This is a genomic window from Halalkalibacter oceani (assembly GCF_023715605.1).
Taxonomy (GTDB): Bacteria; Bacillota; Bacilli; order Bacillales; family Bacillaceae_D; genus Halalkalibacter; species Halalkalibacter oceani.
The window spans coordinates 59822-73171 of the sequence record NZ_JAMBOL010000001.1 but is presented as its reverse complement, the minus strand read 5'-3'; the positions used below and the strand labels follow the sequence as shown (position 1 = coordinate 73171).

Below are 13350 nucleotides of genomic sequence, written 5' to 3'. Positions count from 1 at the left end.
CTTACCCTTTCATGAATTGCTCGCGGCTTACTGTTTATTTTCTAACAAAATTATCGCATTTTCCAGCTCTCGCGCGACTTCCTCGTCTGTTTCGCTGTTTTTCGCTTTTTCAAGCTCGTTTTTCTCTTTTATCGTCCCTATTTCTCCAATCGCCCAGGCTGCTGTTCCTCGAATGACAGGGCGCGGATCGTCCGTAAGCAGCGTGTTTAACAAGGGCAACGCCTTTTCGTCTTTGAAATGGGCAAGCGCGATAATCGCATTGCGCTGAATCGGTTTTTTTCCACGCCAAGAGCCGGAAACATGACCAAACTTCTCTTTGAACTGCCGATTCGTCATCGTTAGCAACGGCAACAGCTTCGGCTTAGCAATCTCTGGATCGGGCTCCATTTCCTCATGTATATGAAAATCTTTTCCTTTGTTTTCAGGACAGACCTGTTGACATGTGTCACAACCGTAAAGCCGGTTTCCCAGCTTCTTGCGATATGGCTCCGGGAGGAAGCCTTTTGTTTGTGTCAGAAAAGCAATGCACGACTGGGCATTCAACTGTCCCCCCTGAACGAGAGCACCGGTCGGACAAGCATCAATACATTTTGTACACGAGCCGCACTGCTCCGTGATCGGCACATCAGGCTCGATCGCCAGCGTCGTAATAAGCTCGCCCAAGTAGACATAGCTTCCGAATTCCGGCGTGATAATCGCGCAATTCTTTCCACTCCAGCCAATGCCCGCCCGCTCGGCGACAGCCCGGTCAGCCAGCTCACCTGTATCTACCATTGAAAGCGTCCTTTCATCTGGAAAGCGTGACTGAATGAATTGTTCAATTTTCTGCAAACGCTCACGCAACACATCATGATAATCTTTCCCCCACGATGCCCGGCAAAAAATGCCGCGCCGTTCTTCCTTTGTGCTCTTAGGAGGATTTTTCATTTTTGATGGATAAGCAAGCGCAATTGAAATAATCGTTCGGGCTTCCGGCAAAACCCGCCTTGGCTCGACCCGCTTTTCAATATCCGGCTCTTCAAAACCAGACTGGTAGCCAAGCTCCTGTTGCGTTTGCAGGCGGTCCTTCAGCTTAAGAAAGGGGTCAGCCGTCGTAAACCCAATCTTATCCACTCCTATTGACTTACTATATGCAATAAGCTCATCCTTAAATTGGGCGTTTGTCATAGCCCTCACCTTTCTTCTATCTTTTTCTATTATTATGCTACAATAGGCGATGTAGCCACTATCTTCCTACATATAACGGACCAATCCAAACCAGCAAATAAAGGAGGTTCTCTTTCTGTGATTCATGTACATATTCACCAATCACTCAGTCAAATCCTTTCCGGCTTTAAAATCGGGGTCGTCCACTACGAGGATATCGTCGTTAGTGACTCGCCGCAAATGTTAAAAGGACGTTTACAGTTTTTTCAAGAGACGATCCGCGTTGATTTAGAAAACAAGTCCTTATCCGATGTTACTGGAATTTCTGAGTGGAGACAAGTCTTCAGGCAGCTCAAAATTGACCCGGGACGCTACCGTCCGTCTCACGAAGCGCTTTACCGCCGCATCGCTAAAGGACAACCGCTGCCACTGATTAATTCAGCTGTTGATTTAAATACGTTTTTTTCATTAGAATATGCGATCCCGCTCGGGATTTATGACCAAGCCCATCTTAACGGCGACGTGACGATCCGGATCGGCAACGAAACGGATCACTATGAAGGAGTCAATGGCCGGGACAATCAAATGGCCAACAAGCTTGTCAGCGCCGACGAGCTTGGAGCGTTCGGAAGCCCGATCGTTGATTCAAAACGAACGATCGTGACATCGGCGACGACATCGGCGTTGCAGCTCTTTTATTTACAGCCGAGTACACCGATAGAAGAGGGCAATAAGCTGCTGACGGCGGCAGGGAACATGTTCACCCAGATTCATGGCGGTGAATGTTCAACAACTGTCATCGGCCAGGATTAAATAATGTTTAGAATCATTATAAATAGGGAAATAGTATAACTGAAGACAATAAAAGGAGGACTTTCTCATGAGTCAAGAAAAAGTAGCAGCCATTCTAAACAAACAAATTGCCAATTGGAGCGTCCTATTCGTTAAACTTCACAATTATCACTGGTATGTGAAAGGCCCTCAGTTTTTTACTCTACACGAAAAGTTTGAAGAACTCTACAATGAAGCCTCAGTCCATATTGACGAACTGGCTGAGCGTCTGCTTGCCTTAAAAGGACAGCCTGTCGCTACAATGAAGGAATACTTGGAGACTGCTTCCGTCAAAGAAGCACCGGGCGGCCAGGATGCCGAAGCAATGGTTGCCGAGCTTGTTTCCGATTTTGATACATTAATCGAAGAGCTAAAAGGCGGTATGGAAGCAGCCGATTCACTCGGTGATGAAACAACAGCCGATATGCTTTTATCAGTACACCAATCACTCGAAAAGCACAATTGGATGCTTCGCTCATTCTTGAAATAAGAGCTTTGAACACAAGCAGGAAGGATAGATCCTCCTGCTTGTTTTTTGTGCTTCGGCTTGTGCTGAAGGGAAAAACTCCTTCAGCACAAGCCTTTAAAACGCGACGGAGATGTATTTGACTTCGACGAATTCTTCCATTCCGTGGTGTCCGCCTTCTCGGCCGATGCCGCTTTCTTTCCAGCCGCCAAATGGTGCCTGGGCGGAGGATGGGACGCCATCATTGATGCCGACGATGCCGTACTCCAGCTTTTCACTTATGCGGATCGCGCGCCCGATATCGCGGGTGAAAAGATAGGCGGCGAGACCGTACGGACTATTGTTGGCGCGGCGAATCACTTCCTCCTCTGTTTCAAAGGTGGAGATCGGAGCAACCGGGCCAAAGGTTTCTTCCTGCATGCATTGCATCTCTTCCTTCACCCCGCTAAGCACAGTCGGCTCAAAAAACAACCCATCGATTTTCTTTCCACCGACTAAGACAGACGCCCCTTTTTCGGTCGCATCTTTAATATGCTCTTCAACCTTGTTCAGCGCATCTTCATCAATCAATGGGCCAAGGTCATTTTCCTCCATCCCGTTTCCAGTCTTCAGCTCACGCACAGCGTTGGCGAACTTCTCGGTAAACTCATCCTTTACCGCTTCCGCGACGTACAAACGATTGGCGCAGACGCATGTCTGCCCGGCATTGCGGTATTTCGAGGCGATTGCCTGCTCGACAGCGAGATCAAGGTCAGCATCATCCATGACAATTAGCGGGGCATGTCCGCCAAGCTCAAGGGAAATTTTCTTCACCGTCTTTGCCGCACCGTTCATTAAATGCTTCCCTACTTCGGTTGAGCCTGTGAACGTTAATTTCCGTACCCGTTCATCCTCCTGCCACGCATCGACGATCTCGCTTGATTTTCCAGTCACAACGTTGATCACACCGGCTGGAATTCCGGCTTCCTCCGCTAATTCAGCCAATCTTAACGCGGTGAGTGGCGTTTGACTCGCCGGCTTAATGACAATCGTGCAGCCTACCGCCAGAGCCGGGGCGACCTTCCGCGTAATCATCGCCGCCGGGAAGTTCCATGGCGTCACCGCCGCGACGACACCAACCGGCTGACGCTGGACAAAAATCCGTTTATGCTTCGCCGAAGCGGGTATCGTTTCACCATAGAGCCGCTTCCCTTCCTCGGCATACCACTGAATAAAAGCATTCGCGTAATTCACTTCGCCTCTTGCTTCCTTCAACGGCTTCCCCTGCTCTGTTGTCATCAGCTCGGCAAGCTCCTGCTCATGTTCTTTAATCAATTGAAACCAGGCCATCAGTAGCTCACTACGCTCATTTGCGGTTTTTCCCGACCAATCCGCAAACGCCTCATAAGCAGCATCGACAGCCTGTTGCGCCTCCTTCTTCCCACCATTTGGAACACGATCAACCACTTCTCCTGTCGCCGGGTTAAGGACGTCCTTTTGCTCTAACTCCTCACCAGTCCACTTTCCATTAATGAACAACTTCATGCAAAAATCCTCCTTTAACCATGATGTGATCCTTTACCACTTGCGCGAAAAAATCAAACCTGCCCCGGCCTCTTCTTGACGAACCAACAAGTCAGCCGATCATTCTTCCTAAAGGTCCATCCTCTGCGACAATATGCTCAAGCTCATAGACAGGAATGACAAAATAAGGAATGCCCGCAGCATAAGGAAGCAGTTCGTACAATTGAAAATAAAGAACGAGCGCTTTATCGGCAATATAAAAATATTGATTCGGCGCAATTCCTTTAAATTCAGTTAATAATGGCAAATCCCTTTCTTTTATTTGCCGTCTAATTATCGCATTTAACGCTTTTGAATAATTTGCCCCCGGCTTAAATAAATCCTTTAACGTATAAATGTCACCAGTCACCGTATTCATCGTCAGTGAGCGTTGAATCGTTAAACCGTGCGCCCCACCTGAGTAGGCATAATGGTTGTTTGTTAAGCTGATGATATCGCGTTGATTCGTTTTCACTTCAAACCCGCCCGTAATTACCGTCTGCGGCTCCTTTTCATAGCCCTGCTTCTTAATCATCGTCATAACCTGTTTTACAATTCTTCTATTAAGCTTTTCCTGAACCTGCTGATTCGCCAAACCTGATAGTTCAGGGTAATAAATATCAAGGCGCGGTTGAACAAGTTGGCGAGCAATAACCTGCACAGGTAATTGCCAAGTATTCATCTCACGTTCCCTCCTCCTGTCGATTCTCTAATATATATGACAGACAAACGACCTGTAGGTTTAATTTTTTTTCTAATTAGGAAGGAAATTGGCAAATCAACTAGAATTTAATATAAGTGAGAACGTTTATTCCATATGACTCTTTTCTAACTGGAACGATTATTATTCAAGTAGGAGCGACACAACTTCAATGAACCTATCATTTATAAAAAAATGGTTTTCCAAAAAAAGTGAGAAGCAAGATCACAAGGAAAAACATGACGAAAAGCAAAGTGACACTTCCTCAAATGAATCAGCGCAGCCCGCAAACGAGAACTATCACGCCGTCATCGGCAGAATGTCTGCTTTTTTCGCCCACGAAATTCGCAATCCATTAACATCAATTATCGGGTTCGCAGAGTTTATGGAGCAGCATCCCGCCATTAAAGCCGATCCTAATATCGCTCACTATACGTCGATTATTCGCGAGGAAGCATTGAAAATGGAGCTGCTGATCCAGGAATTATTAAGTCTGTCCAAATCACATTTGGATCACGATAATCTCTCCATTATCGATGTCAAACAAAGCGTAAACAAAATCATCACCATTTATACGATGAAAGCCGATAAGCAAAACATTACCTTCCAAACTCACATTGAAGAAGATGTATACATAACCGGGAATGCCAGTCGATTTGAACGAATGATTATCAATTTAATCAATAATGCGATCGAAGCAATTCAAGAGGAAGGCACCATCGAAATCCGGATCGTCAAAGAACATAAGCATGTTTACATTTCGATCATTGACAGCGGTCCCGGGATCGACCCTGATCAGCTGGAGCAAATCTTTTATCCTTTTTACACAACGAAGGACGAAGGCACCGGAATCGGACTGCCAATTTGCAAAACGATTGTTGAAACCTTAAATGGAACGATGGATATTACAAACCACCCGACAAAGGGCGTTCACGTAAAAATGAAAATCCCCTACAGCGAACACGCCACCCGTAATAACTGAATGGAGCTGAGCAAAAGGTTATTTCACCTTTTGCCCAGCTCCTAAGCAATGAGCGGAACCGTTACAATCTTTTACGGATGTCTTTAAAACGAGTTACATTCAGTCATCCGCATAATGCGCGGAGCCGGTGCCCTTCCTTGAATCAAGCTGAATATTTTTATACTCTCTAAAACAAGCAATGCCAGCAAGGGAAGCTCCCTTCACTGACATCACCCTCATCTCCTTGATTAATCATCGCTTGCCGTAAAAGAACGCTTGGAAAATTCATTATCCAGCATAAAAAAGGCGTTGCTGTCATCGTCAATGCGTTTCAGCTTCTGAATGATGCTGTCGAATAAATCCTCCTCTTCAACCTGCTCCTCAATAAACCATTTCAAAAAGTTAATCGTCGCATGCTCTCGCGCGTCCCACGCCAAATCTGATAAGTGGTAAATTTTCTTTGTCACTTCTTTTTCCTGAGCAAGCGATTTTTCAAAAGCATCGAGAACAGAGGAAAATTCATTATTCGGGGCGGGTAGCGCCTGGATCACCGCTCTCTCCCCAAGAACATTAATAAAATTATAAAACTTCATCGCATGAAACCGTTCCTCTTCGGCCTGGACGAGAAAGAAATTGGCAAATCCATCAAGGCTTTCGTCAGAGCAATACGCGGCCATCGCCAAATAGGAATGGGCGGCATAGAATTCGTAATTCATCTGATCATTTAAAGCCGTTAGCAGCTTATCATTTAACATGTTCGTCCTCCTTTATTTTTTCTTAGGTTAACTGTTACATTACCCACTTCTTTTTATTTCTAAACCTGGCCTGCTTTCTCCTGCTTCGGGAGGAGAAAGCTCATGCATGAGGCGAGAATACAAAGCGCAATCGCCATGTAAAACGTAATATCATAGCCACCAGTCAAATCAAAGAGCACTCCTGGGACGTACGCTCCTAAAGCCGCCCCCACCTGATGGCTGAAGAAAAACAAGCCGATAATAAAGCCGAGTGCCTGCGGTGGAAAATAAAGGGACGCCAGCTTCATCGTCGGCGCAACGGTCGAAAAGTCTACAACGCCAAACGAGACTGAGAACAGCATCAATAAGAAGGAATGGCCAAGGGCAAAACCGAACAGAACAGGATCATAAATGATCACTAATAAAATGACGATCGTCAAAGCGCGTATACCATATAATCCGCCAAGCATGTAGCGGCTGTCCCATTTGTCAGAGAGATAGCCCGAAAGAATCGTCCCCCCAAAATTAAACAGAGCCAATGTGCTCACCGCCGTCCCGGCTATCGCCGCGGAAAACCCGCAAAACTCGGCGAATGGAACGAGATGCGTATCAATTAAGCCACTCGTTGTAAAGCCGCAGACGAAAAAAGGAAGCAACAGGAACAAAAACGCCCGTCTCCTGAATAACCCGCCAAGCACGGCAAAAAGAGAAGGCCGCTCTTCCTCCTCCATTCCTGCTTGGCGTGGATCAGTGTGCTCTCCCGTGCCGCCATAGGGATCGAGTCCCCTTTCCTCCGGCAAAGAGGCATAAAAGAAATAAATAACCGGCACCATGACGACCAACAGCAGCAGCCCTAACATCATAACGGCTTGACTCCAGCCAAAGAGATGAATCAGGACAATCGATAACGGCACGATCAAAAACTGCCCCGACGCGGTTCCCGCCGTCATCATGCCGATCGCCAACCCTCGCTTCGCCGAAAACCACTTTGTCACGACGACCGTCCCTAACACATTCGACGCCCCGCCAAAACCGACCGAGGCAATAATTCCATAAATGAGCATTAAATGCCACGGCTTCGTCGCCAACGCTGTTACAAGCATTGAAAGCGAGACGACGAGCACACTGAGCATTAATACCTTCTTGGCCCCGATTCGATCAATCAAACGGCCGATAAAAGGCTGAAAGAGACCGAATACGAGATAGCTGACGAGCGCGACTGCCGATATTTCAGCGCGGCTTGACTGGAATGCTTCCTCCCATGGCGTCAAAAAGGCCCCGAAGGAAAGGCGGATCCCCTGTGCCAGCATAAGGGAAGCGAAGGTAATCAGCAAAATGATCCACGCATAATGTATATTTTTTTTCATACGTTCTCTCCTGTCTTTTCCTCTTCAGAAACGCTCTATGATTTAAACACCATCGCCGCTTTCACAGCCTTTTGCCACCCTTGATAAAGCGCTGACCGCTCCGCCTCCTCCATCTCCGGAGAGAAGGTCCGCTCCACCGCCCATTGCTGCGCGATTTCGCTTTTATCCTTCCAAAAGCCGACGGCGAGCCCCGCCAAATAGGCTGCCCCGAGCGCGGTCGTTTCCTGGATCATCGCCCGTTCTACCGGAACATTGAGCAAATCACTTTGAAATTGCATCAAAAAATGATTGGCGACCGCCCCTCCATCGACGCGCAGCGTCTTCACCGCTATGCCCGAGTCGGCCTCCATCGCTGTCAGCACATCCTTTGTCTGATATGCCAGTGACTCTAGCGTTGCCCGGATAAAATGCTCCTTACTCGTACCGCGCGTCAAGCCGAAGACGGCACCGCGGACATCACTGTCCCAATAAGGAGTGCCGAGACCGACAAAAGCCGGCACCACATAAACCCCGTCAGTCGACGTGATCCGCGTCGCATATTGCTCACTATCCTTCGCTGCTTTAATCATCCGCAGCCCGTCCCGAAGCCATTGAATCGCTGAACCGGCGACAAATACGCTTCCCTCCAGCGCGTATTCCACCTTACCATCAACGCCCCATGCCAATGTCGTCAGCAGTCCGTGCTTCGACGTAACCGCTTTTTCCCCCGTATTCATCAGCATAAAGCAACCTGTCCCATACGTGTTTTTCGCCATTCCCTCTTCAAAACATGCCTGCCCGAACAAAGCCGCCTGCTGGTCCCCGGCAGCGCCGGCAATCGGCACCTCAAGTCCGAAGAAATGATAGTTCACAGTCTTGCCATAAATCTCGGAGGAAGGCCGGACCTCCGGCAGCATAGCTTCAGGTACATCAAGCATGGCGAGCAGATCGGCATCCCATTTCCGCTCATAGATGTTATACAGTAACGTTCTCGAAGCATTTGAATAATCCGTCACATGCACCTTTCCGCCCGACAGCTTCCAGATCAGCCACGTTTCGACCGTGCCAAAGAGAAGCTGCCCTTTCTTCGCCTTTTCCCGCGCCCCTGTGACATGATCCAAAATCCACTTCAGCTTCGTTCCCGAAAAGTACGCATCAATAAGCAGGCCGGTTTTTTCTTTGACCATCTGCTCATGGCCCTGCTGCTTCAACTGTTCACAGATTGCCGCCGTTTGCCGCGACTGCCAAACAATCGCCTGATAAACCGGCTGACCTGTTTCCTTATCCCAGACAATTGTCGTCTCCCGTTGATTGGCAATCCCGATTGCTGCGATTTCATATTCCCTGACATTCGCTTTTAGCATGACCCCTGACATCACCGCGAGCGTCGAAGCCCAAATCTCATTCGCATTTTGCTCGACCCAGCCCGGCTGCTGATAGATTTGCTTAATTTCCTTCTGCTCCACTGCTATTTTCCGACCGGATTGATCAAATAAAATAGCGCGAGAGCTTGTCGTTCCCTGATCCAATGCCAAAATATATGACTTTTTCATTTCCTTCCTCCCATCTACGTAAGAAAAAAATTCCATGCAGGCGATGCTTCGTTTTACTGCCATGAGCCGGAAAACCATACGAAAAAGGCAACTACTGGATGTCGAGCGAAGTCTTCAGGAGCGACGGATTCCCCGCTTTTCATTTGTTCGGATAGTCAGATAGAAAATACGTTTGACCCCGCTTCGTTTTTTCTTAGATCGAATCATCACGCAAATTTTTATCCTTTCGAAATGAACCATGTGAAAAAGCTATTAGCAGAGCGCGATTCTTCGCTAATAGCTTTTTTCATTTCCCCTTTATTGGGTTGTTTCCTCTATTTGCAGCTGCACAAACTGCTTATGTAAATCTTTTATCGCTGCCACGAGCGCATTCGTCGCTTTCCCTTTATAGTGGCGTACAATCAGCTCGACCGGCTCCTCAACCCCATCCTTCAGACTGACTCCCCGCAGGAGGCGGTCAATGTATTGACGACTATGCTCCGTCGCCAACGTACAGGAAGCCTGAATAATGACCCCATATTTCCGATCAACTTCGGCGGTGATCGTTAGCGTCTCGAATACACTTTTCGCTGCCATCCCTTGCGGCAGCCGGGCATGACCGGCAATAAATATCGTATTAATCGTGATCATCACTCCACCTTTTCGTTGTCCTTCTTCTTACTATCGCTATTTCTACATAGCGATTTCCATTTCCTGCTTGCCAGACGAAATTTAAACAGATGTCAGCTTATATGCAAGCATCCCTTCATCATTGAAGCGTAGCTGTCTCCTTGCTTCGATTTCAAACTGCACAGCGGACTTTTCCATTTGTTCAAGCACCGGCTTTGAAACAAGAAGACGGTCAAGATGCAAAGTATTTGGTACTTGCACCAGCTTAACGCCCGTAAGATCAACATCCGGCCCTAAGCTGCCGCAGGCGCTTTCAATCGCTTCCTGTTCATGATCGTAAATAAACGGCAGCATCGCCCTTTGTAAATACGTGCTCGTAATCGAATTGGTATATGTCGCTTGCCGGTCAATCCGGTTCACGAGCCGCTGGGTCGTAAAATCAGCGAGCCCGACCCCCTGGGCATTGCCGAAGGATTGTTCCGCCAGGTCGAGCACTACGATCCGTTTCACGTCAGGTTTTTCCGGCTCCGGCACGCCCTCAATCCGCCAGCGCCCGATAATGTTTGGATCCATTCCCGTCCCACTGAAAATCTTCCCCATCTCTTCGACAATTAGCACATCAATCGTATCGACGGGAAGCCTCGGCATCATTTCTTTTGAACGCTTCAGCAGTTCGGCTTCGACCTCGAACCACTTTTCCGTTCCAACCCCGACAATGTCAGCCGTCTGATCATAGCCATTCTCAATAATCGCCAGCCCCATCACAATCGGTGAATGCCGGAGCGCGCTGGCGCAGACGGTCTCAATGTTTCTCGCCATATGCAAGGCACCATTGGCATGAACAAAGCTGGCACCTCTTCGCTTTCCCAGTCCGATCGTCACCATTTTGCTAAGTCCGCTCTCTACCCGTCCGCGAAAAGCCGTATGCGCTTTGATCCGGTTGATGACAATGACACCGTCCGCCCCGTAAGCATGCTTATCCATATACACCGGCACGCCGTCGTCCGTCTCGGCGATTTGCTCAACTTCCATGGAAGAACGGATTTCAGCACCGACAGATTCGCTCGTTATCCCGAGATGATGAAGCACCTCCACCTGGCCATCCGCCGTCGCTCCACCATGACTGCCCATCGCCGGCACAATAAAAGGCCGATACCCAAGCCCCTTTAACGTCGAAACCGTCTCCCGCAAAATCAGCACAATATTGGCGATCCCCCTGCTCCCCGCGGTAATCGCAACCTCCGCTCCCTTTGGCAAAGCAGTCAGGGCTGAATTGTTCATCAGTTCTCTTTGAATCGTCCCGCTAATATCCACAAGCTTGTCATCGCGAAATTTTTGCCGTATTTCATACATTTCCATCATCTTATCAGCCCCTTTCCAGCTGGCAGGAGGACTGTTTCAAAGGTCATCGAAGGATACCTAATCGCCTCCTCACGTCTTGCCCAAAGAGATGAATCCACAGTCCTTAGCTCTAAAAAAGTTCATACTCTCACTTATCTTAGGAGCTCTACCAGCTATTTTAACATGAGAAGCTACTTTACAATTTATCTCTATAGCTGTTACAAAGGCAACCCATCACGATAATAAAACGCTTACATTTTAGGGGATGAGCAAGATTTTCCCCGTACTCTTTCTACTTTCAACATGAGCCTGAGCCTCGCCGGCTTTCTCCAGCGGAAAACGCTCGGAAATTTGCATCTGGAGTTTCCCCCCGACTAATAATTGAATCAATTGTTCAGCACTGTCGCGCAGAAAAGCCGGTCTTCTTTTCCGATACGTCCCGGTACTGTAGCCTATCACCGTCCGGCAGCTCGAATGAAGGGCGTTCGTCTTCACTTCTCCAGGGTGAGACCCATCATTGGCGTGACCGAAATTAACAATCCGACCGAAATGGCTTAGACACTCCATACTCCGGTTGAAGTTGTCGCCGGCAACCGTATCGAGAATCACATCCACTCCTTCTTCCTTCGTCAGCTTCATCACTTCATCGACAAAGTTCTGCTCGCGGTAATTAATGACGTGATCAGCTCCAAGCGATTCCACAAGTTGTTTCTTTTCGTCACTGCCAACCGTGCCGATAATTGTCGACGCCCCGTACAGCTTTGCCAGCTGAACAGCCGTCGTTCCAATCCCTCCCGCCGCCGCGTGAATCAAAATCGATTCACCTTCAACAAGCCTTGCCATTTTTTTTATCACATTATAGGCGGTAACCCCGACTGTTAATGAAGCGGCAGCCGTTTCGCTATCCAATTCATCCGGAAGCGCGTAGGTCAAAATAGGGTCAGCCTTCACATATTCCGTATAGGAGCCGCCTTTTGGAAACGCCATGACCCTTTGCCCTTCTTTTAAACCCCGGACCTCCTCCCCCGCCTTGACGATCACCCCGGCACAATCAAGCCCGGGAGTAAAAGGGAATCCAGTCTGTCCATGATACTCTCCTACCCGCGCTTTAATATCAGCGAAGTTGACACTGATCGCTTCAACCTTAATCAATACCTCCGTTGGCGAAATCTCAGGAATCTCCCTCTCTTCCACCCGCAACACATCAGGTCCGCCGTGCTCCGCCACAACAACCGCCTTCATCCTTTTCACCCTTTCCGGTTTTTTCAGTCTATTCAATTGTAAGTATAGCGGTTATTATTCTGAAAATAAAGCACTTTCAGAATACACAATCTATCCAGGACAGCGTACAAGTTTTTTCTAAAAAAGGTTCTCCGTCAAATGTTAGGGTGAAGGATGCCATATCCCTTACCAAAAGAAAAGGGAGACTCTATCATCCAAGCTAAAGCATCATCCAGCGTGAACGTCCAAAATTTCTAAAACCAAAGGCATTTCGTTTCAATACCTTTGTTAAGTTGTTAATTCCCTTCAGAAATCCATTTGAATAGTTAAATGAAAAGCTGTTTACAATTTCTGTTTGCCAATTTCTAAATGTACCAATGGCCCGGTTAAACTCAGGTAGCCCTTTTGCTTCAACGAGTTCATAAAACAGTAAGAGATCTTCTTTTGTTTGAAGGACACTAACAAGTCCCTTTTCTTTTGCTTTCTCAAACCATGTACAGTAGGCTTCCTTGAGTTCATATGCCTTGCGGAGTTCTTCGGACATGGTTAAATAACGGTTTAAATACCAGCGGTCTTCATCTGTCAACTTCTCACTTCTTTTATGAAACACATAACGCAACTTCTTACATTTCTTTCTGTCATAATCGTTTCATGAAGACTGAACACGTCTTCTAACACCATCCATTGCCCAATAAATATAACGACAAAAATGAAAGCGGTCCACAACGATAACAGGCTTTCCTAACGCTTCTTTCACAGCCGCTTTAAAACTTGAACTCATATCCATGACAACGATTTGGACCTTTTTACCGTGTTTTTGCAGATAGTCTTTAATCGTTTTCTTCTTACGATTGGCAATTCCTTCACGTCAGAGATCTCCTTAGATGCCATTAAATCAAA

12 protein-coding genes and 1 pseudogene are annotated in these 13350 nt (G+C 47.6%); 3 read left to right on the top strand and 10 right to left on the bottom strand.

Features of this window, described 5'->3' with window-relative positions; all coding sequences use genetic code 11:
* Window positions 1-27 precede the first annotated feature (27 nt).
* Entirely contained in the window at window positions 28-1167 is a 1140-nt protein-coding gene (gene queG, locus M3202_RS00375; protein WP_251221402.1) for a tRNA epoxyqueuosine(34) reductase QueG, read from the bottom strand.
* Between the two features lie 117 nt (window positions 1168-1284).
* Between queG and M3202_RS00370 the strand changes: the two genes are divergently transcribed.
* Window positions 1285-1959, top strand: a complete 675-nt coding sequence (locus M3202_RS00370; protein WP_251221401.1) for a B3/B4 domain-containing protein — start codon at window positions 1285-1287, stop codon at window positions 1957-1959.
* Between the two features lie 67 nt (window positions 1960-2026).
* Complete coding sequence (locus M3202_RS00365; RefSeq protein WP_251221400.1) at window positions 2027-2467, top strand: Dps family protein; 441 nt, start codon at window positions 2027-2029, stop codon at window positions 2465-2467.
* Between the two features lie 93 nt (window positions 2468-2560).
* Here M3202_RS00365 and M3202_RS00360 read toward each other — a convergent pair whose 3' ends face one another.
* Complete coding sequence (locus tag M3202_RS00360) at window positions 2561-3967, bottom strand: NAD-dependent succinate-semialdehyde dehydrogenase (RefSeq protein WP_251221399.1); 1407 nt, start codon at window positions 3965-3967, stop codon at window positions 2561-2563.
* A gap of 91 nt (window positions 3968-4058) precedes the next feature.
* Window positions 4059-4667 (bottom strand): DUF3298 and DUF4163 domain-containing protein, encoded by a 609-nt coding sequence (locus M3202_RS00355; protein ID WP_251221398.1) that lies wholly within the window; start codon window positions 4665-4667, stop codon window positions 4059-4061.
* Window positions 4668-4857: 190 nt separating this feature from the next.
* Here M3202_RS00355 and M3202_RS00350 point away from each other — a divergent pair, with 190 nt between their 5' ends.
* A complete protein-coding gene (locus tag M3202_RS00350) occupies window positions 4858-5667 on the top strand; it encodes a sensor histidine kinase (protein ID WP_251221397.1) in 810 nt (269 codons plus the stop codon).
* 227 nt (window positions 5668-5894) lie between these two features.
* On the opposite strand, the gene M3202_RS00345 is transcribed toward M3202_RS00350, so the two are convergent.
* From M3202_RS00345 to M3202_RS00315, 7 genes and pseudogenes are all read right to left on the bottom strand, one after another.
* Window positions 5895-6401, bottom strand: coding sequence for a ferritin (locus M3202_RS00345; protein ID WP_251221396.1), 507 nt, complete (start codon window positions 6399-6401; stop codon window positions 5895-5897).
* 59 nt (window positions 6402-6460) lie between these two features.
* Complete coding sequence (locus M3202_RS00340) at window positions 6461-7747, bottom strand: MFS transporter (protein ID WP_251221395.1); 1287 nt, start codon at window positions 7745-7747, stop codon at window positions 6461-6463.
* Between the two features lie 35 nt (window positions 7748-7782).
* Window positions 7783-9279, bottom strand: a complete 1497-nt coding sequence (gene glpK / locus M3202_RS00335) for a glycerol kinase GlpK (RefSeq protein WP_251221394.1) — start codon at window positions 9277-9279, stop codon at window positions 7783-7785.
* A 297-nt stretch (window positions 9280-9576) separates the two neighbouring features.
* The gene (locus M3202_RS00330) at window positions 9577-9909 is read right to left on the bottom strand and encodes a DUF3870 domain-containing protein (RefSeq protein WP_251221393.1); all 333 of its coding nucleotides are present in this window, start codon (window positions 9907-9909) and stop codon (window positions 9577-9579) included.
* Window positions 9910-9990: 81 nt separating this feature from the next.
* On the bottom strand, window positions 9991-11250 hold the full coding sequence (locus tag M3202_RS00325) for a nickel pincer cofactor-dependent isomerase, group 22 (protein ID WP_251221392.1): 1260 nt from the start codon (window positions 11248-11250) through the stop codon (window positions 9991-9993).
* Between the two features lie 237 nt (window positions 11251-11487).
* Complete coding sequence (locus M3202_RS00320) at window positions 11488-12471, bottom strand: quinone oxidoreductase family protein (RefSeq protein WP_251221391.1); 984 nt, start codon at window positions 12469-12471, stop codon at window positions 11488-11490.
* A gap of 199 nt (window positions 12472-12670) precedes the next feature.
* Window positions 12671-13309: pseudogene (locus M3202_RS00315) on the bottom strand (ISL3 family transposase); the annotation flags it as partial.
* Window positions 13310-13350: the final 41 nt, after the last annotated feature.